Source organism: Paracoccus mangrovi, assembly GCF_042648425.1.
Taxonomy (GTDB): Bacteria; Pseudomonadota; Alphaproteobacteria; order Rhodobacterales; family Rhodobacteraceae; genus Paracoccus; species Paracoccus mangrovi.
Genome location: NZ_JBHRXJ010000012.1, coordinates 77,532 through 101,317 on the forward strand (window position 1 = coordinate 77,532; position 23,786 = coordinate 101,317).

Here is a 23,786-nt window from a genome sequence, read left to right on the forward strand (position 1 = left end):
TAAGGCAGTCCCATGTCGCATAATCCGATCCGTCCCTGGCGTAATATCGAACGGCGCAAATCGCGCCAGATCATGGTCGGCAATGTCGCGGTCGGCGGCGATGCCCCGATCAGCGTCCAGACCATGACCAATACCGACTCGGGCGATGTCCGCGCGACCCTGGCACAGATCGTCCGCGCCGCCGATGCCGGCGCCGATATCGTCCGCGTCTCGACCCCCGATCAGGCCGCGACCCGCGCGCTGCGCGAAATCTGCCGCGAAAGCCCGGTCCCGATCGTGGCCGATATCCATTTCCACTATAAACGCGCCATCGAGGCCGCCGAGGCCGGCGCCGCCTGCCTGCGCATCAATCCGGGCAATATCGGCGACGCCGCCCGCGTGCGCGAGGTGATCCGCGCCGCCCGCGATCACGGCTGTTCGATCCGCATCGGCGTGAATGCCGGCAGCCTCGAAAAGCACCTGCTGGAAAAATACGGCGAACCCTGTCCCGACGCGATGGTCGAAAGCGGCCTCGACCATATCAAGATCCTTCAGGACAACGATTTCCACGACTACAAGATCAGCGTGAAGGCCTCGGATGTGTTCATGGCCGCCGCCGCCTATCAACAGCTTGCCGATGCGACCGACGCGCCGATCCATCTGGGCATCACCGAGGCGGGCGGTTTTGTGGGCGGCACGGTCAAATCCGCCATCGGCCTTGGCAACCTCTTGTGGATGGGCATCGGCGACACGATCCGCGTCAGTCTCTCGGCCGACCCGGTCGAAGAGGTCAAGGTCGGCTTCGAAATCCTGAAATCGCTGGGCCTGCGCACGCGCGGCGTTCAGATCATCAGCTGCCCCAGCTGCGCGCGACAGGGCTTCGACGTCATCAAGACCGTCGAGATCCTGGAAAAGCGCCTTGAACATATCAAGACCCCGATCAGCCTGTCGATCATCGGCTGTGTGGTCAATGGCCCGGGCGAGGCCCTGATGACCGATATTGGCTTCACCGGCGGCGGCGCCGGCAGCGGCATGGTCTATATGGCCGGTCGTCAGGATCACAAGATGGGCAATGACCGGATGATCGAGCATATCGTCGAACTGGTCGAGGCCCGCGCCGCCCAGATCGAGAGCGCCGAAAACGCGCCCAACCCCACCGAAACCAGCGCCGCAGAATAAAAAACGGAACAGAAAGGGGGGCGGCATATGACGCCGCCCCCCTTTCTTCTTCACTCAAATATCCATGCCGCCCGCGCCACGAACGCGGCGCGGCGGATATCAGCCCTGCTTTTCCGCACGCGCCCGCGCAATCGCGGCATCCAGCCCGCCGGCGGGAACACCGCGCAGCATCTCGCCGCCGATGATAAAGGTCGGCGTGCCCATGATCCGCATCTGTTCGGCCAGTTGGTGGTTCTTGCGGATCACGTCGGACACCTCTTCGGTGTTCATCCGGTTCAGCACCGCCTTGCTGTCCGCGCCCAGATCGCCCGCCAGCTTGCCCAGAACCTCCAGGTTGATCGGCCCGCGCGTCTCCATCAACGCGTCATGGGCTTTCTTATAGGCCTCGGGGCCGACTTCCTGCTGGATGGCGACGGCGAAACGTGCGGCCATGTCGCTTTCCTGGGTCAGGATCGGGAATTCCTTCAAGATCCAGCGGATATTGCCATCGCGCTTGACCAGATCCTCAAGCACCGGATGGGCCTGTTTACAGACGCCACAGCGATAATCGATGAATTCGACCATGGTGACATCGCCATCGGGATTGCCGCCGACCCAGCTATGGCCGTCGTTGAAAATCGCGTCCTTGTTGTTTTCGACCAGAAGGGCATCGTTCTTGGACTCATCGGCGGCGCGGCGCTCTTCCAGCACGTTGATCGATTCGACCAGCACTTCGGGATTGGCCATCAGATATTCGCGCACCGCCACGCCGAAGGCTTCTTTCTCGGCCTCGGTCATCTGGGCGGGGTCGAAGGCCAGAGCGGGCAAGGCGGTCGCGGTCAGCACGGCAGCGGTCAAAACGGCTTTCATTCGGTCATCCTTTTTTTGCTGGCGCGAAGATTGGCCCGCAAGTCACGGGGTTGCAAGCAATCCCGCCCCCCTTCACGCGAGCTTGACCAAGCCCGCTTGACCCCAAGCCGGGCAGGCGTGATACCCGGTGGAAAACACCGAGGCACAGATGAGACAATCGCGGCGCGGACAGGTCGATCCCTTTATCGTGATGGATGTCATGGAATCGGCGCGCCGGGCCGAGGCCGCCGGCCGCCATATCATCCATATGGAGGTGGGACAGCCCGCCACCCCCGCCCCCGAAGGCGCGCGCCGGGCGCTGGCCGCCGCGCTCGATCAGCCGCTGGGTTATACCGTGGCGCTTGGCCTTCCGGCGCTGCGCGAGGGAATCGCGGGACTTTACCGGCGTTGGTACGGGCTCGATCTGAATCCGGCGCGGGTGATGATCACGCCCGGATCCAGCGGCGGTTTCATCCTTGCTTTCGCGGCGCTTTTTGACGCCGGCGACCGTGTCGCGCTGGGGGAACCCGGCTATCCCAGCTATCGCCAGATCCTGCGCGCCATGTCGCTTGACCCCGTGGGCATCCCGACCCGGCCCGAGGACCGCTATCAGCCGCGCCCCGGCGATCTGCCCGACGATGTGCAGGGGCTGATCCTGGCCTCGCCGGGCAATCCCTCGGGCACGGTGCTGCGCCGCGACGAGCTGGCGGCATTGACCGCCCGGGCCGCGGATCTTGGCATCAATGTCATTTCCGACGAGATCTATCATGGGCTGGATTACGGCGCGGGCTTTCATTCCGCGCTTGAGGTGACAGACGATGTCGTTGTCATCAACAGCTTTTCGAAATATTTCAGCATGACCGGCTGGCGCGTCGGCTGGATAGTGGTGCCCGATGCGATGATCCGCACGGTCGAGCGGATCGCCCAGAACATGTTCATCTGTCCGCCCCATGCCAGTCAGGTCGCGGCGCTTGCCGCGCTGGACTGCATCGCCGAGGCCGAGGCCAATCTGGCCGTCTATGCCGAAAACCGCCGCCTGATGCTGGAACGACTGCCGGCCATGGGCTTTGACCGCATCGCCCCGCCCGAAGGCGCGTTCTATATCTATGCCGATGTCTCGGCCCTGACCGATGACAGCCTGAGCTTTGCGGCGGAAATCCTTGAAAAGGCGGGCGTCGCGGTGACGCCGGGGCTGGATTTCGATCCCCGGCGCGGGGCGCGCACCCTGCGCTTCAGCTATGCCGGATCGACGGCCGATATCGCATTGGGGCTGGACCGGCTTGCCGGGTTCATGGCGGCGCGCAGGGCGCGGTCATGAGGTGGCTTTTCGCGCTTTTGCTGATCGTTCTGGCGCTGCCCGCGCTGGCCGAGGGGCCAAAGCCCGGCGGGCATCCGCGCTCGGGGCTGGCGCGGGTCGATCTGACCCATTCCGCGATCGCCGCCGAGGGCCGCGACAGGGGGCGGCCCCGGCCGCTGGACCTTACGCTCACCATCAGCCAGCCTGTCCCCTATCGGGTCTATTTCCTCGACGGGCCGCCGCGTCTGGTGGTCGATTTCCGCGAGGTGGATTTTTCCGGCGCCAGGACCGGCGATCTGACGGGCGCGGATCTGGTGCCCGATCTGCGCTGGGGCCGGTTCCGGCCCGGCTGGTCGCGGATGGTGGTCGAATTGCCCGGTCCCTATGCCTTGCGCCGCGCCCAGCAGGTGCCGGCGCGCGGGGGCGCGCAGGGCGCTTTGTTCGCGCTGCGGATCGAGCCGGTCGATCAGGACGAATTCGTCACCCGTGGCCATGCGCTGTCGGCGCTTTGGGATCTGCCGCAACCGGCGCTGGATGCGGCGGCTGCGGCACCCGGTCCCGCCGACCGGCCGCTGCGCATCGCCATCGATCCCGGCCATGGCGGCCATGATCCCGGCGCGCAGGTCGGCGCGATCAGCGAGGCAGCGGTGATGCTTGGCTTTGCCACCGAGCTGGCCGAGGAACTGACCCGTGCCGGTTTCGAAGTGCTGCCCACGCGCAAGGATGACAGCTTTATCCCGCTGGAACGGCGCATGACCATCGCGCGGGCCGGACAGGCGGATCTCTTCATCTCGCTTCATGCCGATGCGCTGCCGGCGGGTGAGGCGGCGGGCCTGTCAATCTATACCTGGAATCAGGATGCCGATGACCGCGCCACGCGCGAACTGGCGATGCGTCACGACCCGAGCGATCTGGTCTCGGGGCTGGATCTGGCGCGGACAGACGATCAGGTGGTCGATGTGCTGATGGATCTGGCGCGGCTGGAAACCCAGCCCCGATCCGAAGGATTTGCCAAATTCGTGGTCCTTGAACTGCGTCAGGCGGGCATCGGCATGCATCGCCAACCGGTGCGGGGGGCGGCGTTTTCGGTGTTGAAATCGCCCGATATTCCCTCGGTCCTGATCGAGCTGGGCTTTCTGACCGATCCGGGCGACCGGGCCAATCTGTTCGATCCCGACTGGCGGGCGGGCACATCGCGGGCAATCGCCCGCGCGGTCAGCGGCTGGGCACAGGACGATATCGCCCGCGCCGGGCTTTCGCGAAAATAGCGCAAGGTTGTTTTGACGGCCCCTCTGCGGCTGTCTATAGAGACCCACGTTGTCTCCAGAGGCTTACCCATTGTTCCGTGTCATCCTGTCTTTCTTCGGTGCGATCTTTGCCTGGGTCGTGACGGCCGCGTTTTTCGCCGCGCTGACCATCGGCGCGGTGTTCTGGATGTATTCGCGCGACCTGCCCAGCCATGAGCAGCTGGCGCAATACAGCCCCAAGACCATCAGCCGCATCTATTCGGGCGAAGGGCGTCTGATCGACGAATTCGCGCAGGAACGCCGCATCTTCGTGCCCATCGAGGACATCCCGCCGCTGGTCAAAGAGGCGTTCATCAGCGCCGAGGACAAGAATTTCTATCACCATCACGGCTTTGACCCGCGCGGCATGATCGGCGCGCTGGTCGAGGCGGTGCGTTCGCGCGGCGAAAACGTGCGCGGCGCCTCGACCATCACCCAGCAGGTGATGAAGAATTTCCTTTTGTCCAGCGACCGCAGCGCCGAGCGCAAGATCAAGGAACTGATCCTTGCCACCCGGCTTGAGACGACGCTGAGCAAGGACCAGATCCTTGAGCTTTACCTCAACGAGATCTTTCTGGGCCAGAACAGCTTTGGCGTCGCCGCCGCCGCGCAGACCTATTTCAACAAGCCGCTGACCGATCTGGCCCCGCATGAGGCGGCGATGCTGGCCGCGATGCCGCAGGCGCCGGGCCGCTATCATCCGGTGCGCGCCAAGGAGCGGGTGACCGAACGGCGCGACTATGTGCTGCGCGAGATGTGGCAGAACGGCTATATCGACGAGGCGACCTACAAGGCCGAGATCCAGGAACCGCTGCGTTCGGTCCAGAATGGCGATTTTCCCGCGTTCCAACAGCAGCTGCCGCCGCGCGACTATTTCACCGACGAAATCCGCCGCCAGCTGTCGCGCGAATTCGGCGAGGACGAGTTCTTTGGCGGCGGTCTGGCGATCCGCGCCACGGTCGATCCGCCTTTGCAGGCGGTGGCCGCCCGCGCCCTGCAAAAGGCGCTGGAACAATATGACCGCGGCCGCGGCATCTGGCGCGGGACGCGGGTGACCATTCCGGCCGAAAAGCTGGGCAGCGAGGCCGATTGGCGCGCCGCTCTGGCCGAGGCGCAGGTGCCGCGCGACATCGAAGGCTGGCACCCCGCCGTCGTCCTGTCGCTGAGCGACAGCGATGCCCGCATCGGCATCGAGGGCGTCGACGAGGACAGCGATGGCCACTGGATCCCGGCAAAGGATGTGCAATGGGCGCGCAAGCGGCTGGCGGATGGCAAGCTGGGCCGGCAGGCGCGGGTGGCCTCGGATCTGGTCGATGTGGGCGATGTCGTGCTGGTGCGGCAGATGACCAGCGACAGCGATGGCAGCTTCATCCGCTGGACCCTGCGCCAGGTGCCTGAAATCGAAGGCGGTTTCATGGCCATGGACGTCAATACCGGCCGCGTCATCGCCATGCAGGGCGGATTTTCCTATCAAAGCTCGGTTTTCAACCGCGCGACCCAGGCACAGCGTCAGCCGGGCTCCAGCTTCAAGCCCTTTGTCTATGCGGCGGCGCTGGATTCCGGCTTTACCCCGGCCACGATCATCGTCGACGAGCCGATCACGCTGAACACGCCGCAAGGCCTGTGGACCCCCAAGAACAACAGCGGCAAATTCTATGGCCCGACGCCGATGCGAACCGGGATCGAACAGTCGCGCAACCTGATGACCATCCGTATCGCACAGGATATCGGCATGGACACTGTGGCCAAATATGCCGAGAAATTCGGTGTTTACGATCATCTGGGCAATTTCCTGGCCAATAGCCTTGGCGCGCAGGAAACCACGCTGTTCAAGATGGTGGCGGCCTATGCGATGTTTGCCAATGGCGGCGAGCGGGTCGAACCCACGCTGGTCGACCGCGTCCAGGACAGCCGTGGCCGCACCATCTATCGCCATGACAAGCGCGAATGCGTCGATTGCGGCCATACCACGCTGCCGGCCGGGACCTCGCCCGCGATCCGTTCGAACCGCGAACGGGTGATGGATGCGATCACCGCCTATCAGCTGACATCGATGATGGAAGGCGTGGTCAAGCGCGGCTCGGGGCGCGGGGTCAACCTGCCGGTGCCGGTCGCGGGCAAGACCGGGACCACCAATGACGCCAAGGATGTGTGGTTCATCGGCTTTACCTCGAACATCGTCGCCGGTTGCTATCTGGGCTATGACCAGCCGCGCACGCTGGGGCGCAATGCCTATGGCGGGACGCTTTGCGTGCCGGTGTTCAACGAGTTCATGCAACAGGCGGTCAAGGAATTTGGTGGCACCGAATTCGCCGTGCCGCCGGGCGGGCATTTCGTGAACATCGACCGTTTCAGCGGCGCCATTCTGGGCCCCGACGCGAAGGGTCCGAACGTGATCGCCGAATATTTCCGCGACGGTCAGGATCTCAGCGCGCTGGGTCTGGTCGATGGCGGCTTTGGCCGTGCCGATCCGGGCACGCTGCCCTTGTTCACCGAGGCGCGTGACGGCGGGCAGGCGGTCACCACCTCGACCGGCCAGCGCAAGGTGATTCCGAAAAAGGCCGATTTCGGTACGCTGTCCTCGGGTGGTTTGTACTGATCGCGCGCCGCACCGCCGGGCAGGGCGCTTGAAGGCGCCCGCCGGTCGCGCTATTTGTCCGCACCTGTCCGAATTCGACCTGAAAGTGAGTGCCCATGCGCGCCGAAACCCAAGCCACGATCGAGGCGATCCGCAAATCGCTGAAGCTGCTCGGCCAGCGCATGGACTGGGAAACCGCCCCCCACCGGCTGGAAGAGCTGAACGCCATGATCGAGGCCGGCGACATCTGGTCCGATCAGGCCCGTGCCCAAAAGCTGATGCGTGATCGCCAGAAGCTGTCGGATGCGGTCGAGACCTATCGCCGCATCGAAACCGAGCTCAAGGACAATGCCGAGCTGATCGAGCTGGGCGAGGCCGAGGGCGATGCCGAGATCGTCGCCGATGCCGAAGGCTCGCTCAAGGCGCTGGCCGAGATGGCCGCGCAAAAGGAACTTGAGGCGCTGTTGAACGGCGAGGCGGACGGCAACGACACGTTCCTTGAAATCAATGCCGGCGCCGGCGGCACCGAAAGCGCCGACTGGGCCAGCATGCTGGCGCGGATGTATGTCCGCTGGGCCGAGAAAAAGGGCTATACGGTCGAGCTTTTGTCCGAAACGCCCGGCGAAGAGGCGGGGATCCGTTCCGCCGCCTACAAGGTGTCGGGTCCCAATGCCTATGGCTGGCTGAAATCGGAATCGGGCGTGCATCGGCTGGTGCGGATCTCGCCCTATGACAGCGCGGCGCGGCGGCACACCTCGTTCTCGTCGGTCTGGGTCTATCCGGTCGTCGACGACAATATCGAGATCAATATCCCCGATAGCGACATCCGCATCGACACCTACCGGTCCTCGGGGGCGGGCGGTCAGCACGTCAACACCACCGATTCGGCGGTGCGCATCACCCACCTGCCGACGAACATCGTCGTCACCAGCTCGATGAAATCCCAGCACCAGAACCGCGAGGCGGCGATGAACGCGCTGCGCGCGCGGCTTTACCAGCTGGAACTGGACAAACGTAACGCCGAGATCAACGCCCAGCACGACGCCAAGGGCGATGCCGGCTGGGGCAACCAGATCCGGTCCTATGTGCTGCACCCCTATCAGATGGTGAAGGATTTGCGCACCTCGCATGAAACCTCGGACACGCAAGGGGTGCTCGACGGCGATCTTGACGCGTTCATGGCGGCGACGCTGGCGCTGGACGTGGCCGGGAAATCCCGCGCCGAGGCGCAGGCCGACGACTGATCCCCCGGACATGCGGGCCGCAACCGCCGCCGCAAGGCGCGGGCCATTGGGCCGATCCGATCACCCGATCCCGCGACCGCGCGCATCATGCATCCCGGGCATGACGAGCGCCGGGGGATATCGACCGGCGCGGTGTTTTTGCCGGAATGTTGTCGGTTTCGTGCGGGATGCGTCGGGACGGCATGCTGGATACCCGCGCCGCGGCTCTCTATGCTGCGATCGCAAAGCAATGCTGCATATGCACGATACCGAGGTGGCCCGATGACAGTCAGACGCATCAACCTTGCGCTTCAGGGCGGCGGCGCGCATGGCGCATTCGCCTGGGGCGTGCTGGACCGGCTGCTTGGCGAGCCGGATATCGAGATCGCCGCGATCAGCGGCACCTCGGCCGGGGCGCTGAACGGGGCGGCGCTGGCGGCCGGGTTGGCCATCGGCTCGGGCCGGCACGGGCGTCAGGCTGCGCGCGAAAATCTGGATTATATCTGGTCGCAGGTTGGTCAGGTCAGTGACAATGCCGTGGTGCGCTGGATGCATTCGATGTTTCCGGTGCCGCGCGCCTGGCAGCGTCTGACCGAATTGTTTTCGCCGGTGGCATGGCTCGAATCGCTGACCCGGGTGTTCAGCCCCTATGATTCCGGGCCGTTCTATACCAATCCGCTGGCCGCGATCCTGCGCGAAATGCCCCATCCCGATCTGTGCCGGGCGGGCGGGCCCGAGCTCTTTGTTTCGGCCACCAATGTGCGCACCGGGCTGATCCGCGTCTTTAGCGGGGCCGAGCTTTCGGTCGATGCGATTCTGGCCTCGGCCTGTTTGCCGGAACTGTTCCGTGCGGTCGAAATCGACGATCCCGCCACCGGCCGGCGCGAGGCCTATTGGGACGGCGGCTATTCGGGCAATCCGGCGCTGTTTCCGCTGTATAGCCCGGCCTTGCCGCGCGACATCGTTATCGTGAACATCAATCCGATGATGCGCGACGCCCTGCCCAAAAGCCCGGCGGCAATTCAGGACCGCGTGAACGAAATCAGCTTCAACGCCTCATTGCTGGCAGAGCTGCGCGCGATCAATTTCGTCAAGCGCCTGCATGCCGAGAACCGGCTGAGCGGGCGGCCGATGAAGAACGTGCTGCTGCACGCGATCATGGATGAGACCTTGATGAATTCACTGAACGCCAGCACCAAGCTGTTGCCGGCGCCGGGCCTTCTGGCCACGATGCGCGAAGCCGGATCGCGCGCCGCCGACGAGTTTCTGCGCCAGGATGCGGCCAATATCGGCGAACGCGATTCCTATGATCTGAGGGCGGTCTTTGGCTAAGACGCGCGGCCGGTCCACGCGCCCGGGGCAGGCCCCGGCTTAGCCGCGCCCCGGGGCGCCGTCCCGATCCTGCGCCGTCATGGCGGTGGCGATGCGCGCCGCAAGCCGGGCATTGTTCAGAACCAGCGCGATATTGGCGTCGAGCGAACGCCCCCCGGTCAGTTCAAAGATGCGCTGCAACAGGAACGGCGTCACCGCCTTGGCGGCGATGCCCCGGGCCTCGGCCTCGGCCAGCGCCTGTTCGACAACGGGAATCATTTCGGCGCGCGCGATTTCGGCTGTCTCGGGGATCGGGTTCACGACCAGCTGGCCGCCTTCGAGGCCAAGCTGGCGCCGGATCCGGGCCGAGGCCGCGATCTGGGCCGGGTCGTCCATGCGCAAGGGCGCCGCCAGCCCCGATTCGCGCGACCAGAAGGCCGGAAGCTGATCCTGACCAAAGGCGATGACCGGCACGCCCAGCGTTTCCAGAAGCTCAAGCGTCTTGGGCAGGTCCAGAATCGCCTTGGCGCCGGCTGCGACCACGGTGACCGGGGTGCGGGCCAGCTCATAGAGGTCGGCCGAGATGTCGAAGCTGGTTTCCGCGCCGCGATGCACGCCGCCGATGCCTCCGGTGGCAAAGGTGCGGATCCCCGCCAGATCGGCACAGATCATGGTCGCGGCAACCGTGGTAGCGCCGGTTCGCCCGGTTGCCAGACAGGCGGCCAGATCGGCGCGGGACAGTTTCATCACCTTGTCGCTGGGGGTCGAGGCCAGCGCCTCAAGCATATCGGCATCCAGCCCGACCCGGATCCGGCCATCCATGACGGCAATGGTGGCGGGGGCGACGCCGGCATCGCGCAGCGTGGCTTCGACCTGTTGCGCGACCTCGAGGTTTTGCGGATAGGGCATGCCATGGGTGATGATGGTCGATTCCAGCGCGACCACCGGCTGGCCGGCCTCTCGGGCCTGGGCGACCTCGGGCGAAAGTGCGATCAGATCGTTCATGGATGTTCTTTCCCCGCGACATAGGCCGCGCCGAAATTGACGGCCGCCGCCAGCGCCTCGGCGCGCGTGGCGCCATTGAGTTCGGCGGCCAGATGGGCCGCGACGAAATTGTCGCCCGCGCCGGTGACGCGCACCGGGGTCACGGGGGGCGGGGCCTGGGTGATAGTGGCCGAGCCGCTTTTGGCGTCGGCGACGTCGCTTGAACCATTGGTGACGATGACGCGCCGCGCGCCCATGCTCAGAACCGCGGTGGCGGCGCTGGCGGCATTTTCGAGCCGGCGCCCGACCAGCGCCTCGGCCTCGGCCAGGTTCAGGTGAAACACCGCCTGCGGATGGCTCAAGAGCGGCCAGAGGCGCGTCGCCTTGTCGGGGCTGGCCGGCGCGATGCGCAGCCTGGCCCGGGAAAAACAGCGGTCCCGCGCAAGGCCGGTGATGACGTTCAGCGTAAGATTGCCGTCGATCACGACGGTCCCGGTCCAGGGATCCTCGGCCGAACCCAGCGGCCCCTCGCGCAATGGCGCAAGGATGGTCGTCCCCGCCGCCTCGAGCGCGCGCGCATCGGCCACCGCCGCCATCAGCCCGTCCGGGGTTTCCACCGCCAGATAGGTGTCGGTCGGCAGGTCGCTTTCACGCCAGACATGGTGCGTGTCCATCCCCATCCGCTCGGCCTCGGCGATCAAAAGATCGCCCGGCGGGTCCCGCGAAACCGAAGACAGCATCACCGGCGCCAGCCTCTGGCGCACCAGCGCAAGCCCGATATTCATCGCAACCCCGCCGGGAATGCGATGGACACGGCCCGCGACATCGTCGCCCGGCTGCATGCGGCGCGTGCTGCGGCCGATCACGTCCCATAGCATCGCGCCGATGCAGATGATGCGGGTGTCTTGCGGGGGGGATGGCTGCATGTCGTCGGCCTTTTGCGGGTCGCTGCGGCATACAGGACGCCGGTTCTGACGACGGATTGGCATGTTCTGGGTGAGAGGCTGGACAACGACCCAAGCGGGACTCGTTACGGCTGCTTCCTTCCGGACCTGACCGGGTTGGCGAGGCGCTCGCCCGCGCCAACCTCTCTGGGCCTAGATAGGCGGGGTGCGCGGGGGATGCAAGCGGATTGGTCGGGTTAAAGATGCAGGCGCATCTGCAAAAAGCCGTCATCATCCATGCCCGCCTCTTCGACCCGGGTGGTCAGCCGTTCCAGATATGGCGCGGCGGCGGGGCTGGTCGCGAACATGACCGAGGTGCCGGGCATGGGCGCGAAACTCCAGCCGGTGCGGCCATCGGGCGACAGCACGCGCCGGCGCGCGATATAGCGGCGCAGCACCTCGCGCGTGCGCGATGTGCTGTCCAGAAGCACCGGCCGCCCCGAGGCCAGCGGCGCGAACAGCCCGCAATCGGACAGCCGGTAACTGTTGGTGACCAGGATGAATTCCTGATCCGGGCTCAATGGCCGGCCACGGTGAAACAGCTCGCGCACGCGCTGCGTATCGCCATGGACCAGCCGGCCATCGGCGGCATAGCGCGGCGGCTGGGTCAGGTCGATCTGCCAGTCGAGCCCGTCGATCACGTCGAAATTATAGCTGGGAAATTCCGGGTCGATCAGCGGCTGATCGGCACCGCCAGGCCGGATCTGCCGGAACAGGCTGGCGGAACGCTCCAGCCATTCGGCAACCTCATGCCCGCGCAGCCGGATCGCGCAAAGCCGGTTCGGAAACAGATAGAGATCGGCAATGTTGCGCAGCGTCAGCCGGCCCGCCGGCACATCGGTATAGTGGTCCGGCCCGCCGCGCCCGCCGGCACGAAACGGGGCCGCCGCCGACAGGATCGGCAGATCCCGCCAGCGCGTGCCGCGCAGCGCCCGCCGCACATGCCAGCGCTGCGCCATGGCCACCAGCCGCAGCCCCGGGTCATCGCCGATCAGCGTGAAATAGCTGCTCAGCGGGCGTTCGGTCCGGCCCACGCGGCGGCGAAAATGGCGCAAGGTTTCGCGATGCGCGCTCAGCGCCGGCTGGGTGACGGCGGCGCTGTCCTCGTCCCCGATCACCGGCTCGGCGCGCGAGGTGGCGGCGGCGATGCGCCAGCCCTCGGCCACGGGTTCCAGTTCAAGATCGATGATCCCCAGATGCGATCCCCAAAAGCCGGGCATCACCGCCGGCTTGCCCGCCAGCGTGCCGCGCGCCACGTCGATCCCCGGCCCGGCGGGATGGTCGGGGGCGGGAAAGACACGATGCGAATGGCCTGCTACGATCAGATCGATCCCCGGCAATGCCGCCAGCGCGGTCGAGGCGTTTTCCATCATCGGCACGGGATCAAGCGCGCCGATGCCGCTATGGGACAGCGCCAGAATCAGTTCGGCCCCCTGTTGGCGCAGGTCCGCGATGCCGCTGCGGGCGGCGGTCAGGATATCCTCGACCTGCATTTCGGCCTTAAGTTCGGGTTCCCAATCGACCGTTTGCGGCGGCAGAAAGCCCAGAACACCGATGCGCAGCACCCGCATCCGGCCGCCGCGATCGGCGAAGCGGCGTTCCAGAATGATGGTCGTGGCGCAGGGCAAGGGGCGGCGCGGCGCCAGATTCGTCGCGACATAGGGAAAATCCGCGCCCTCGAGCGTGCGCCGCAGAAAGCCAAGGCCAAAGCTGAAATCGTGATTGCCCAGCGTCGCCGCATCATAGCGCAGCGCGTTCATCGCCGCGATGGCGGGGTGGATGCGCTGACCGATATCGCCCGCCTCGGCCAGATAATCGCCCATCGGGCTGCCTTGCAGAAAATCGCCATTGTCGAAAAGCATACAATTGCCGACCGCGCGCCGCGCCCGGCCGATCAGCGCCGCCGTCCGCGACAGGCCCAGGCGTTCGGACGGGCGGTCGGCGAAATAATCATAGCCCAGCACGTGCATATGCAGGTCCGTCGTCGCCATGATCCGCAGATCAAGTCGCTCATGATCGTGGTCACTGAGGGGGCACGCGTCGTGGCTATCAGGCATTCTGTTGCGAGGGTGCATCGTTATTTGCGCAGTATGCAACCCATGATTGTGTATGTCCATGCGCTTTTCAGATGCGGCGCTTGCATGGGACGCCGTGACATGGGAAGAGGCGCTGACGCCCCTGGAGATCCCGACTGGCACAACATGAAGTTTTCGACCCGACAGGATACCGATCTTCCAGCCGAGTCGCTGTTCGCGGCGATCAGCAATTTCGATGCGATCGCGCGGCTGCTGACGCGGCGCGGCGCGGTCGTGCGGCGGCAGAACACGACCGAGCTGCCCGATCCGGGCATGAGCTGGCTGATCGGGTTCGATTTCCGTGGCCGCAGCCGCGAACTGGCGCTTGAGCTGACCGAATATCAGCCGCCCGAAGTGATCCAGTTCAAGGGCAGTTCGGATCAGTTCGACCTGGGCCTGCGGATGACCGTGGTCGCGCTGACGCGGACGAAATCGCGGCTGATCTTTGAAACCGATGCGCAACCGCGCGGCATGAAGGCGCGGCTGCTGTTGCAGACGGCCAAGCTGGGCAAGCCGCAGCTGGACCGCAAATTCGCCGAGCGCATCTCGGATTTCGTCAACAGCCTGTCCGCCTCGGGGCTTGTCTGAGATCCGGCTCTGAATCCCGGCACGGAAACATCGCCCGCCTGCTGTTTCATCTTTCGCCGTCCCGTCGCGCCGGATCCCGCGCGACGGTGTCGGGCCTGAAGGGGCGGGGGCTTATTCGGCCTCTACGCTCTGGCGCGCGCGCAGGGGGTCGGCCGGATAGACGCCCAGCACATTCAGGCTGGTGGTGAAATAATCCAGTTCCTCAAGCGCGCGGGCGACATGGGCATCCTCGGGATGGCCTTCGATATCGGCATAGAACTGGGTCGCGGTGAATACGCCATCGACCATATAGCTTTCCAGCTTGGTCATGTTCACGCCATTGGTCGCAAAGCCGCCCATGGCCTTGTAAAGCGCCGCCGGAATGTTGCGGACGCGAAAGACAAAGCTGGTCATCATCATGCCGTCGCCTTCGCTGTTGGTGCGCCGGCTCAGATCGGGCTGGCGCGACATGATCAGGAAACGGGTGGTGTTGTTGTGGCGATCCTCGATATCGGCGGCGAGTTCCTCGAGCCCATAGATTTCGCCCGCCAGCGGTGCCGCAAGCGCGGCCAGCGACTTTTCGCCGCGGCGCGATATTTCCAGCGCCGAGCCTGCGGTGTCGGCGCCGACAAGGCCGCGAATCCCGTGACGGCGCATGAAGCCCCGGCACTGGCCCAAAAGCACCGGATGGCTCATCGCATCGGTGATATCGGAAAGCTTGCTGTCCGGCACCCCCAAAAGGCTGATGCGCACCCGCACGAATCCCTCGTCGACGATGTGCAGCCCGCTTTCGGGCAACAGGTGATGAATGTCGGCCACCCGCCCATAGGTCGAGTTTTCGACCGGCAGCATCGCCAGTTCGGCCCGGCCGCCGCGCACCGCCTCGATCACGTCCTCGAAGGTGCGGCAGGGCAGCGCCTCCATCTGCGGGCGATAGCTGCGACAGGCCTGATGGCTATAGGCGCCCGGTTCGCCCTGAAACGCGATCACGTTCCGGCCTTCGGTCGGGGGCGTGCTGTTCGTCGCGGCTTGGGTCATGGGATGCGCCTTCCTGCTTGGCCCGCGCGCGTGACACCGTTCCGGGCGCGCGGGCGTTTTGTGTGATGCGGGCAAGAACTATACCTTGAACCGGCGGAACAAAAGCGGATAGATACGGGCAAATCCACGGACAAGACCGCACAAGGGATCCGCAGACATGTTCGATACCATGACCGTCACCAAGGCAGCCGGAGCCCTGATCGGCTCGCTTCTGTTTCTTTTGCTGATGGGCTGGGCGGCCTCCGGGATTTATCACGTCGGCAGCGGCGGCCATGGCGAGGGCGAAGAGCACGCCCAGGCCTATACCGTCCCGGTCGAGGATGCCGGTGGCAGCGAGGCCGAGACGGCCGATGCCGGCCCCGATTTCGCGACCGTCCTGGCCTCGGCCGATCCGGCGGCGGGCGAAAAGATCTTTGGCAAGTGCAAGGCCTGCCACAAGCTGGACGGCGGCGACAGCACCGGCCCGCATCTGAACGGCGTTGTCGGCCGCCCGGTGGCCAGCGTCGGGGGCTTTGCCTATTCGGACGGCATGGTAGCGCATGGCGGCGACTGGACCCCCGAGGCGTTGCAGGAATTTCTGACCGCGCCCAAGAAAGTCGTCAAAGGCACCAAGATGACCTTTGCCGGTCTGGGCAAGGTCGAGGACCGCGCCAACCTGATCGCCTATCTGGAAACCCAGAAATAAGCGCCGAAACAGGCGGCCGGTCACAGCGATCGGCCATCGTGCCAGGCAGACGGGCGTCCCCATGGGGCGCCCTTTTCATTTGCCCGGCCGCGGGACCGGCTGCGCCGCAAAGTCACGGCGGATCACGCATTTGCATGTTGAACACCGGCGCGCGCCTGCTAGCCTTGCCCGCGAGGCGGCCCCGAACGGGCCATGACCGAGCCAAGAGGATCAATAAGACCCGATGAAGATGCCCAGCCTGCGACACGCCCCGATGGCCCTGCTGCTTGCCATGCTGCCCACGATGGCCCCGGCCCAGGATGCGCCGCAGACGCCCGGCCAGCAAACATCCCAGCAACAGGGGACGGCGCCCGCCACGGCCCCGGCACCCGTCGCAACGGCCACGGCCACGCAGCCCAAGACCATCACCTCGCACGGGATCGCGACCTTTGGCGAACCGGAATTGCCCGCCGATTTCAAGCACCTGCGCTATGTGAACCCACAGGCCCCCAAGGGCGGCGAGATTTCGCAATCCGCGATTGGCGGCTTTGACAGCTATAACCCCTTTACCCATCGCGGGCGGGCCAATTTCCTTTCCGTCATCATGCTTGAGCCATTGATGGAAAGCGTGCTGGACGAACAGGGTTCGACCTATTGCCTGCTTTGCGAAAGCATCGAATACCCGCCCAGCCGCGACTGGGTGATCTTTCACCTGCGCCCAGAGGCAAAGTTTTCGGACGGCACGCCGCTGACCGCGCATGACGTGCTGTTCTCGTTCGAGCTGTTGCGCGATCACGGCCTGTCATCCTATCGCACCGGCATCGCCAAGATGGTCGCCAAGGCCGAGGTGATCGACCCGCAAACGATAAAGTTCATCTTTCAGCCGGGATATCCGCGCCGCGACGTCATCCAGCAGGTCGGCAGCCAGATCGTGTTCTCGCGCGAGGATTTCCGCAAGAACAAGCGCGACATCGAACAGTCCAGCAATGTGCCGTTTCTGGGATCGGGGGCCTATGTCTTTGATCAGGCGGATTTCGGGCGCTCGATGTCGGTCAAGCGCAATCCCGATTATTGGGGCAAGGACCTTCCGATCAAGATCGGGCGCGAGAATTTCGACCGTATCCGGCTGGAATATTTCAGCGATTATGACGCCGCCTTCGAGGCCTTCAAGGCCGGGGTCTATACCTTCCGGCAAGAGGTCTCGTCGCTGCATTGGGCGACGCGCTATGATTTCCCGGCGCTGAATTCGGGCGCGGTGGTCAAGGAGACGATCCCGGACGGCAGCCTGACCTCGGGCCAGAGCTGGATCTTCAACCTGCGCCGCGACACCTGGAAGGACATCCGCGTGCGCGAGGCGGTCGCCCTGATGTTCAATTTCGAATGGTCGAACGAGACGCTGTTTTACGGGCTGAACACACGGATCAATTCTTTCTGGGAAAACAGCGACCTGAAGGCCGAGGGCAAGCCCGGCGCCGCCGAACTTGCATTGCTGGAACCTCTGGCCAAGGACCTGCCAGAGGGCATCCTGACCGAGGATGCGGTGACCCAGCCGGTATCCGGCAAGACGCAGCTGGACCGCAAGAACCTGCGCCGGGCATCGATGCTTCTGGACGAGGCCGGCTGGAAGGTCGGGCCGGACGGGATGCGTGTCAACGGCAAGGGGCAAAAGCTGACGCTGGAAATTCTCAACGACAATCAAAGCTTTGACCGTATCATCAACCCCTTTGTGCAAAACCTGCGCGCGCTTGGCGTCGATGCCGTCAACGCCCGTGTCGACGATGCCGAAATGACGAACCGCACCCGCAGCCATCAGTTCGACATGATCACCGACAATTTCCAGCTGGGCTATACGGTCGGGGGCGGCGATGAACAGGTCTTTGGTTCCGAAAACGTGGGCGATGTGTTCAACCCGATGGGGCTGGCCAATCCGGCCATCGACGCGCTGATCCAGAAAGGCATCGACACCGAGAGCCGCGAAGAGATGGACACCGTCGTGCGCGCGCTCGACCGCAGCCTGCGGGCGCTGCGCTTCTGGGTGCCGCAATGGTATTCGGCGGACTACCGGTTGGCCTATTTCGACATGTTCGACCATCCCGAAACGACGCCGCCCTATGGGCTGGGGGTGCTTGATTTCTGGTGGTATGACGCGGATAAGGCCGAAAAGCTGAAACAATCCGGCGCGCTGCGCTGACCAGTCGGGTGGCGCGGACTTACGGATAAGGGGCAGGGGCGAATGGCAGCCTATCTTCTGCGGCGGTTGCTGCTGATCGTACCGACATTGATCGGCATCATGCTGGTCAATTTCACCCTGACGCAATTCGTCCCAGGCGGCCCGATCGAACAGATCATCGCCCGGGTTCAGGGCGAAGGCGACGCGCTGCGCAATATCTCGGGCGCGGGCGGTGACACCCAACAGGCGCAAAGCAACGAATATGCCGGTGCCCGCGGCATCCCGCCCGAGTTGCTGGACCAGCTCGAGGTTCAGATGGGGTTCGCCGAAATCGTCTGCACCCCCGCCCATCAGGGCGCGCCGGACCTGAAATCGCCCGAATGCCGCAAGGAAAAGATCGGCGCGGTGCGGCGCTTTTTCATCATGATGGGCAATTATCTGCGCTTTGATTTCGGGACCAGCTTCTTTCGATCGATTTCGGTGGTGGATCTGGTGGTGGAAAAGATGCCGGTCTCGATCACGCTGGGGCTGTGGTCGACGCTGATCGCCTATCTGATCTCGATCCCGTTGGGCATCCGCAAGGCGGTCAGGAATGGCAGCGCCTTTGACACCTGGACCAGCGGCATCATCATCATCGGCTATGCGATCCCGGCCTTTCTGTTCGCGGTTCTTTTGATGGTGCTCTTCGCGGGCGGCAGCTATTGGCAGATCTTTCCGCTGCGCGGCCTGACCAGCGAGAATTTCGAAAGCCTCAGCTTGCTGGGCAAGATCAAGGATTATCTGTGGCACATCACCTTGCCGGTGGTGGCGACGACGATTTCCAGCTTTGCCACGCTGACGCTTTTGACCAAGAACAGCTTTCTCGATGAGATCAACAAGCAATATGTCATGACCGCCCGCGCCAAGGGTCTGACCGAACGGCGGGTGCTTTACGGCCATGTCTTTCGCAACGCCATGCTGATCGTGATCGCGGGCTTTCCGGCGATGTTTCTGGGCGTGTTCTTTGGCTCATCGATCCTGATCGAGACGATCTTTTCGCTGGACGGGCTGGGGCGCCTGGGCTTTGAGGCGGCGGTTCAGCGCGACTATCCGGTCATTTTCGGCACGCTTTACGTCTTTGGCCTCTTGGGCTTGCTGGTCGGCATCCTGTCGGATCTGATGTATGTGCTGGTCGATCCGCGCATCGATTTCGGGCGGAGGGCCGGGTGATGGCGATGTCCGAACTGAACCGCCGTCGGCTGCGCAATTTCCGCCGCAATTCCCGCGCCTTCTGGTCGCTGGTCATCTTTACCGTGCTGTTCGTGCTGTCGCTTTTTGCCGAACTCATCGCCAATGACCGGCCGATCCTGATCAGCTATAAGGGCGAATATTATTTCCCGGTCTACAAGTTCTATCCCGAGACCGCCTTTGGCGGCGATTTCGGGACCGAGGCGATCTATACCGATCCGGGCGTGCAATGCCTGATCAAGACCGGCGGCCGCCCCGAATGCTGGGACGATCCCGAAGGCGTCGAGCGTGAGGCCAAGGAGACCGGCACCATCTCGGGCCAGGAGGTTCAGGCGGGCTGGATGCTCTGGCCGCCGATCCCCTATCACTACCGCACGATCAATAATGTGGGCACCGCCCCCAGCGCGCCTGACGCCCAGCATCTCCTGGGCACCGACGACACCGCGCGCGATGTGCTGGCGCGCGTGATCTATGGGTTCCGCCTGTCGATCCTGTTCACGCTGATCGTGACGGTCATCGGCTCGGCCATCGGCATCGCGGCCGGCGCGATCCAGGGCTATTTCGGCGGGCGCACCGATCTGATCTTTCAGCGCCTGCTGGAAATCTGGAGCTCGACCCCGTCGCTTTACGTCATCATCATCCTGTTCGCGATTCTGGGGCGAAGTTTCTGGCTGTTGGTGTTCGTGTCGATCCTGTTCGGCTGGCCGGCGCTGGTCGGCGTGGTGCGGGCCGAATTCCTGCGGGCGCGGAACTTCGAATATGTGCGCGCCGCCCGCGCGCTGGGGGTGAGCGACCGCAAGATCATGTTCCGCCACATCCTGCCCAACGCGATGGTGGCCACGCTGACCATGCTGCCTTTCGTGGTGACGGGCACCATCTCGTCGCTCGCGGCCCTGGATTATCTGGGCTACGGCCTGCCCACATCGGCGCCGTCGCTGGGCGAGTTGGCCTTGCAGGCCAAGCAGAACCTTCAGGCGCCGTGGCTGGGCTTCACCGCCTTTTTCGCCTTTGCGATCATGCTGTCGCTGCTGGTCTTCATCTTCGAAGGCATCCGCGACGCATTCGACCCAAGAAAGACCTTTCGATGACGGCGGTGCTTGAAGTCCGGGACCTGAAGATCGGCTTTCGTCAGGATGGCCGGGTGGTGCCCGCCGTCAAGGGCGTCAGTTTTGACATCGGCCGGGGCGAGACGGTCGCGCTGGTGGGCGAATCCGGGTCGGGAAAATCGGTGACGGCGCTATCCACCGTGGGGCTTCTGGGTGACGCGGCCGAGCTTTCGGGATCGGTCCGTTACGAGGGGCGCGAACTGGTCGGCGCCTCCGAGGCGGAACTGCGGCGGGTGCGCGGCAACGACATCAGCTTTATCTTTCAGGAGCCGATGACCTCGCTCAATCCGCTGCACACGCTTGAGCGGCAGCTGGGCGAAAGCCTTGCGCTGCATCAGGGGATGAGCGGCCGCGCGGCGCGGGCGCGGATCATCGAGCTTTTGACCCGCGTCGGCATCCGCGACCCGGAATCGCGGCTGGACGCCTATCCGCATCAGCTGTCGGGCGGACAGCGTCAGCGGGTGATGATCGCCATGGCTTTGGCCAATGGCCCGGAACTTCTGATCGCGGATGAGCCGACCACCGCGCTGGACGTGACCATTCAGGCCCAGATCATGGAGCTTCTGGCCGAGCTCAAGGCCCAGGAACAGCTGTCGATGCTGTTCATCAGCCACGATCTGGGGCTGGTGCGCCGCATTGCCGACCGGGTCTGTGTCATGAAGGATGGCGAGATCGTCGAACAGGGGCCGGTCGAGGCGATCTTTGCCGATCCCAAACACGAATATACGCGCATGCTTTTGGCCGCCCAGCCGCAGGGCCGCGCCGACCCGATCCCCGCGGACGCGCCCGAGATTGCCGCGACCCGCGACCTTAAGGTGTGGTTCCCGATCCAGCGCGGTTTCCTGCGCCGCACCGTCGGCCATATCAAGGCGGTGAACGGCGCGACGCTGTCGGTTCATGCCGGAGAAACCCTTGGCATCGTGGGCGAATCCGGGTCCGGCAAGACCACGCTCGCGCTTGCGATCATGCGGCTGATCGAAAGCGACGGTCCCATCGTCTATATGGGACAGGATATTTCGGGCCTGCCGGGGCGGGCGCTGCGCGGCCTGCGCCGCGACATGCAGATCGTCTTTCAGGACCCGTTCGGCAGCCTGTCGCCCCGCATGACGGTCGAACAGATCATCGCCGAGGGGCTGGGCGTCCACGGTGTCGAGCCGGGCCGCGACCGCCGCGAAATGGTCGATGAAATCATGCGCGAGGTCGGGCTGGATCCGGCCCTGATGCATCGCTATCCGCATGAATTTTCCGGCGGCCAGCGCCAGCGCATCGCCATTGCCCGGGCCATGATCCTGCGCCCGAAACTGGTGGTGCTGGACGAGCCGACCAGCGCGCTCGACATGACCGTGCAGGTCCAGATCGTCGAATTGCTGCGGCGTCTGCAACGCAAGCACGGGCTGGCCTTTCTGTTCATCAGCCACGACCTGCGCGTGGTGCGCGCCATGTCGCATCAGATCATGGTCATGCGCGCCGGCGAGGTGGTCGAACAGGGCAGCACGGATGCGGTGTTCGACAGCCCCCGCGACGACTATACCCGCCGCCTGATCGAGGCCGCCTTCCTGACCTCGGACCGCGCATGAAGATCCTGCTTGTTCATCAGAATTTCCCCGGCCAGTTCCTGCATCTGGCGCCCGCGCTGATCGCGCGCGGGCATGAGGTGCTGGGCCTGACCGATGAAAAGAACCAGCGCCCGGCGCCCGACAAGGTGCCGGTGGTGCGCTACAAGGCCCCCGAGCCGGCGGACCTGCCGGCGATGCTGGGCCGGACCTATTGCGAATATACCGATCGGGGCTGGCTTGCGGCGCGGGGATGCCGGGCGCTGCGCGACCGGCACGGCTTTACCCCCGACCTGATACTGGGCCATAGCGGCTGGGGCGAGACGCTGTTTCTGCGCGAGATTTACCCCGAGGCCAAGTTGCTGGTCTATGCCGAGCTGATGTACCGCACGCGCGGACAGGATGTGGGCTTCGATCCCGAAATCTCGCCCGACAGCGATGAGGGGCGCGCCGGCACCGTGGCACGTTCGGCGCATCTGATTCAGGGGCTGGTCCAGGCCGATGCCGGGTTGTCGCCGACCCGCTATCAGGCGGATTCCTTTCCGCCCGAACTGCGCCAGAAGCTGACGGTGATCCATGATGGCATCGACACCGACACCGTGCGCCCGAACCCGCAGGCCGAACTGGCGCTGCCCAATGGCCGGGTGCTGCGCGCGGGGGACGAGGTGCTGAGCTATGTCTCGCGCTCGCTGGAACCCTATCGCGGCTTTCACCGCTTCATGCGGGCACTGCCCGGGGTGATGCAGGCGCGTCCGGATGCGCAGGTGGTGCTGGTGGGCGGCGACGGCGTCAGCTATGGCGGCAAGCCCAAGGATGCCGCCACCTGGAAGGAAAAGATGCTGACGGAACTGTCGGGCCAGCTGGATCTGTCGCGCATCCACTTTCTGGACCGGGTGCCCTATCCAACCTATCTGGCGCTGTTGCAGGTCGCCCGGGTGCATTGCTATCTGACCTATCCATTCGTGCTGAGCTGGTCGCTGACCGAGGCGATGGCGGCGGGCTGTCACATCGTCGCCTCGGATACCGAGCCGGTGCGCGAGGTGATCCGCGACGGCGAAAACGGCCGGCTGGTGCCGTTCTTTGATCAGCCCGCGCTTGAGGCCGCATTGATCCGGGCGCTGGCGGGCGACCCCGAGGCGGCGCGGATGCAAGAGGCCGCGCGCGCCGATATGGTGCGCGGCTATGACCTGAACCGGGTCTGCCTGCCGCGGCTGATCGATTGGGTGGAAAGCTTTGGCCCGGCGGGGTCGGGGGGTTAAAGCTCGATCTCGGGGGCGGTGCCTTTCGGGGACTGATCCCCCGGGCGCGGCGGGTTCAAGAGCGGCGAATCGTTTCGCGGATCCTTTTCCGGCCCCGGGCGCAGCATCTCGCGCAGGCTGTCGCCCACGGGCGGCGGCGGCGGCGCATCGGCGCGGCGACGGATCAGGATGTCGCCATTTTCCAGCCGTTCGGGCGCCTGATAGTTTTTCACATCATCCATCAGCTTGCCGATATCGCCCAGAACCGGGCGCAGCGAATTGCCGATATCGCCGAGATCGCGGCTCAGCTTGTCCAGATGCGGCGCGGCCTCGTTGAGCATGTTCTGCATGAAGTTTTCCAGCCCGCCGGCAAAGGGATCGTTTTCCGCCCCGGTCCCATCCTCGGGCACGCCATCCTTGGGCGCGGCCTCGTCGGTCTGGGCGCTCGGCGGGGACCAAAGCTGGGCCGAAACGAATACCGGCACAGCCAGCATGGCGGTAAGGATCGGAACGAAGAATCTGCGCATCGCGTGGCCTTG

19 protein-coding genes and 1 other RNA gene are annotated in these 23,786 nt (G+C 64.8%); 13 read left to right on the forward strand and 7 right to left on the reverse strand.

Going from position 1 to position 23,786, the window contains the following annotated elements:
• Positions 1-12 precede the first annotated feature (12 nt).
• Entirely contained in the window at positions 13-1,158 is a 1,146-nt protein-coding gene (ispG, locus tag ACFOMH_RS15290; protein ID WP_377745549.1) for a flavodoxin-dependent (E)-4-hydroxy-3-methylbut-2-enyl-diphosphate synthase, read from the forward strand.
• Positions 1,159-1,257: 99 nt separating this feature from the next.
• On the opposite strand, the gene ACFOMH_RS15295 is transcribed toward ispG, so the two are convergent.
• Entirely contained in the window at positions 1,258-2,007 is a 750-nt protein-coding gene (locus ACFOMH_RS15295; RefSeq protein ID WP_377745550.1) for a DsbA family protein, read from the reverse strand.
• Between the two features lie 148 nt (positions 2,008-2,155).
• Here ACFOMH_RS15295 and ACFOMH_RS15300 point away from each other — a divergent pair, with 148 nt between their 5' ends.
• The 5 genes from ACFOMH_RS15300 to ACFOMH_RS15320 all read left to right on the forward strand — a co-directional run bounded on the left by ACFOMH_RS15300 (position 2,156) and on the right by ACFOMH_RS15320 (position 9,702).
• On the forward strand, positions 2,156-3,304 hold the full coding sequence (locus tag ACFOMH_RS15300; RefSeq protein ID WP_377745552.1) for a pyridoxal phosphate-dependent aminotransferase: 1,149 nt from the start codon (positions 2,156-2,158) through the stop codon (positions 3,302-3,304).
• Entirely contained in the window at positions 3,301-4,551 is a 1,251-nt protein-coding gene (locus ACFOMH_RS15305; RefSeq protein ID WP_377745553.1) for an N-acetylmuramoyl-L-alanine amidase, read from the forward strand. The genes ACFOMH_RS15300 and ACFOMH_RS15305 overlap by 4 nt, the downstream gene beginning before the upstream one ends.
• Before the next feature lie 70 nt (positions 4,552-4,621).
• Positions 4,622-7,168 (forward strand): penicillin-binding protein 1A, encoded by a 2,547-nt coding sequence (locus ACFOMH_RS15310; RefSeq protein ID WP_377745554.1) that lies wholly within the window; start codon positions 4,622-4,624, stop codon positions 7,166-7,168.
• 95 nt (positions 7,169-7,263) lie between these two features.
• The gene (prfB, locus tag ACFOMH_RS15315; protein ID WP_374426057.1) at positions 7,264-8,391 is read left to right on the forward strand and encodes a peptide chain release factor 2; all 1,128 of its coding nucleotides are present in this window, start codon (positions 7,264-7,266) and stop codon (positions 8,389-8,391) included.
• A gap of 261 nt (positions 8,392-8,652) precedes the next feature.
• Positions 8,653-9,702 carry a patatin-like phospholipase family protein gene (locus tag ACFOMH_RS15320; protein ID WP_377745556.1) on the forward strand — a complete coding sequence of 350 codons (1,050 nt, stop codon included), beginning with the start codon at positions 8,653-8,655 and terminating at the stop codon, positions 9,700-9,702.
• 39 nt (positions 9,703-9,741) lie between these two features.
• On the opposite strand, the gene ACFOMH_RS15325 is transcribed toward ACFOMH_RS15320, so the two are convergent.
• The 4 genes from ACFOMH_RS15325 to ACFOMH_RS15340 all read right to left on the reverse strand — a co-directional run bounded on the left by ACFOMH_RS15325 (position 9,742) and on the right by ACFOMH_RS15340 (position 13,726).
• The gene (locus ACFOMH_RS15325) at positions 9,742-10,686 is read right to left on the reverse strand and encodes a pseudouridine-5'-phosphate glycosidase (protein ID WP_377745557.1); all 945 of its coding nucleotides are present in this window, start codon (positions 10,684-10,686) and stop codon (positions 9,742-9,744) included.
• On the reverse strand, positions 10,683-11,591 hold the full coding sequence (locus ACFOMH_RS15330) for a PfkB family carbohydrate kinase (RefSeq protein ID WP_377745558.1): 909 nt from the start codon (positions 11,589-11,591) through the stop codon (positions 10,683-10,685). The genes ACFOMH_RS15325 and ACFOMH_RS15330 overlap by 4 nt, the downstream gene beginning before the upstream one ends.
• Positions 11,592-11,660: 69 nt before the next feature.
• An RNA gene (gene ffs / locus ACFOMH_RS15335) (signal recognition particle sRNA small type) lies at positions 11,661-11,757 on the reverse strand.
• A gap of 49 nt (positions 11,758-11,806) precedes the next feature.
• Positions 11,807-13,726, reverse strand: coding sequence for a bifunctional 2',3'-cyclic-nucleotide 2'-phosphodiesterase/3'-nucleotidase (locus tag ACFOMH_RS15340; protein ID WP_377745559.1), 1,920 nt, complete (start codon positions 13,724-13,726; stop codon positions 11,807-11,809).
• An 84-nt stretch (positions 13,727-13,810) separates the two neighbouring features.
• On the opposite strand from ACFOMH_RS15340, the gene ACFOMH_RS15345 reads away from it, so the two are divergent.
• Complete coding sequence (locus ACFOMH_RS15345; protein ID WP_377745561.1) at positions 13,811-14,272, forward strand: hypothetical protein; 462 nt, start codon at positions 13,811-13,813, stop codon at positions 14,270-14,272.
• Between the two features lie 111 nt (positions 14,273-14,383).
• Here ACFOMH_RS15345 and ACFOMH_RS15350 read toward each other — a convergent pair whose 3' ends face one another.
• Positions 14,384-15,289: a prephenate dehydratase gene (locus tag ACFOMH_RS15350; protein WP_377745562.1), complete on the reverse strand. Its 906-nt coding sequence runs from the start codon at positions 15,287-15,289 to the stop codon at positions 14,384-14,386.
• Between the two features lie 157 nt (positions 15,290-15,446).
• Here ACFOMH_RS15350 and ACFOMH_RS15355 point away from each other — a divergent pair, with 157 nt between their 5' ends.
• The 6 genes from ACFOMH_RS15355 to ACFOMH_RS15380 all read left to right on the forward strand — a co-directional run bounded on the left by ACFOMH_RS15355 (position 15,447) and on the right by ACFOMH_RS15380 (position 23,268).
• Positions 15,447-15,974 (forward strand): c-type cytochrome, encoded by a 528-nt coding sequence (locus ACFOMH_RS15355; RefSeq protein WP_374426069.1) that lies wholly within the window; start codon positions 15,447-15,449, stop codon positions 15,972-15,974.
• A gap of 223 nt (positions 15,975-16,197) precedes the next feature.
• Positions 16,198-18,144, forward strand: a complete 1,947-nt coding sequence (locus ACFOMH_RS15360; protein WP_374426071.1) for an extracellular solute-binding protein — start codon at positions 16,198-16,200, stop codon at positions 18,142-18,144.
• Positions 18,145-18,186: 42 nt separating this feature from the next.
• Positions 18,187-19,332, forward strand: a complete 1,146-nt coding sequence (locus tag ACFOMH_RS15365; protein WP_374426073.1) for a microcin C ABC transporter permease YejB — start codon at positions 18,187-18,189, stop codon at positions 19,330-19,332.
• Positions 19,332-20,438, forward strand: coding sequence for an ABC transporter permease (locus ACFOMH_RS15370; RefSeq protein ID WP_374426075.1), 1,107 nt, complete (start codon positions 19,332-19,334; stop codon positions 20,436-20,438). The genes ACFOMH_RS15365 and ACFOMH_RS15370 overlap by 1 nt, the downstream gene beginning before the upstream one ends.
• Positions 20,435-22,033, forward strand: a complete 1,599-nt coding sequence (locus tag ACFOMH_RS15375) for an ABC transporter ATP-binding protein (RefSeq protein WP_374426076.1) — start codon at positions 20,435-20,437, stop codon at positions 22,031-22,033. Before ACFOMH_RS15370 ends, ACFOMH_RS15375 begins: the two co-directional genes overlap by 4 nt.
• A complete protein-coding gene (locus tag ACFOMH_RS15380; RefSeq protein ID WP_377745565.1) occupies positions 22,030-23,268 on the forward strand; it encodes a glycosyltransferase in 1,239 nt (412 codons plus the stop codon). Before ACFOMH_RS15375 ends, ACFOMH_RS15380 begins: the two co-directional genes overlap by 4 nt.
• Here ACFOMH_RS15380 and ACFOMH_RS15385 read toward each other — a convergent pair.
• Positions 23,265-23,774 (reverse strand): hypothetical protein, encoded by a 510-nt coding sequence (locus tag ACFOMH_RS15385; RefSeq protein WP_377745566.1) that lies wholly within the window; start codon positions 23,772-23,774, stop codon positions 23,265-23,267. The two genes, ACFOMH_RS15380 and ACFOMH_RS15385, sit on opposite strands and share 4 nt — an antisense overlap.
• Positions 23,775-23,786: the final 12 nt, after the last annotated feature.

Excerpts from the sequence above, each read along its gene's own strand:
- ACFOMH_RS15355 (WP_374426069.1), top strand. The coding sequence starts at position 15,447 with ATGTTCGATACCATGACCGTCACCAAGGCAGCCGGAGCCCTGATCGGC.
- ACFOMH_RS15350 (WP_377745562.1), bottom strand. The coding sequence starts at position 15,289 with ATGACCCAAGCCGCGACGAACAGCACGCCCCCGACCGAAGGCCGGAAC.
- ACFOMH_RS15330 (WP_377745558.1), bottom strand. The coding sequence starts at position 11,591 with ATGCAGCCATCCCCCCCGCAAGACACCCGCATCATCTGCATCGGCGCG.
- ACFOMH_RS15320 (WP_377745556.1), top strand. The coding sequence starts at position 8,653 with ATGACAGTCAGACGCATCAACCTTGCGCTTCAGGGCGGCGGCGCGCAT.
- ACFOMH_RS15305 (WP_377745553.1), top strand. The coding sequence starts at position 3,301 with ATGAGGTGGCTTTTCGCGCTTTTGCTGATCGTTCTGGCGCTGCCCGCG.
- ACFOMH_RS15325 (WP_377745557.1), bottom strand. The coding sequence starts at position 10,686 with ATGAACGATCTGATCGCACTTTCGCCCGAGGTCGCCCAGGCCCGAGAG.
- ACFOMH_RS15300 (WP_377745552.1), top strand. The coding sequence starts at position 2,156 with ATGAGACAATCGCGGCGCGGACAGGTCGATCCCTTTATCGTGATGGAT.
- ACFOMH_RS15295 (WP_377745550.1), bottom strand. The coding sequence starts at position 2,007 with ATGAAAGCCGTTTTGACCGCTGCCGTGCTGACCGCGACCGCCTTGCCC.
- ACFOMH_RS15375 (WP_374426076.1), top strand. The coding sequence starts at position 20,435 with ATGACGGCGGTGCTTGAAGTCCGGGACCTGAAGATCGGCTTTCGTCAG.
- ACFOMH_RS15360 (WP_374426071.1), top strand. The coding sequence starts at position 16,198 with ATGAAGATGCCCAGCCTGCGACACGCCCCGATGGCCCTGCTGCTTGCC.
- ispG (WP_377745549.1), top strand. The coding sequence starts at position 13 with ATGTCGCATAATCCGATCCGTCCCTGGCGTAATATCGAACGGCGCAAA.
- ACFOMH_RS15370 (WP_374426075.1), top strand. The coding sequence starts at position 19,332 with ATGGCGATGTCCGAACTGAACCGCCGTCGGCTGCGCAATTTCCGCCGC.
- prfB (WP_374426057.1), top strand. The coding sequence starts at position 7,264 with ATGCGCGCCGAAACCCAAGCCACGATCGAGGCGATCCGCAAATCGCTG.
- ACFOMH_RS15340 (WP_377745559.1), bottom strand. The coding sequence starts at position 13,726 with ATGGACATACACAATCATGGGTTGCATACTGCGCAAATAACGATGCAC.
- ACFOMH_RS15385 (WP_377745566.1), bottom strand. The coding sequence starts at position 23,774 with ATGCGCAGATTCTTCGTTCCGATCCTTACCGCCATGCTGGCTGTGCCG.
- ACFOMH_RS15365 (WP_374426073.1), top strand. The coding sequence starts at position 18,187 with ATGGCAGCCTATCTTCTGCGGCGGTTGCTGCTGATCGTACCGACATTG.
- ACFOMH_RS15345 (WP_377745561.1), top strand. The coding sequence starts at position 13,811 with ATGAAGTTTTCGACCCGACAGGATACCGATCTTCCAGCCGAGTCGCTG.
- ACFOMH_RS15380 (WP_377745565.1), top strand. The coding sequence starts at position 22,030 with ATGAAGATCCTGCTTGTTCATCAGAATTTCCCCGGCCAGTTCCTGCAT.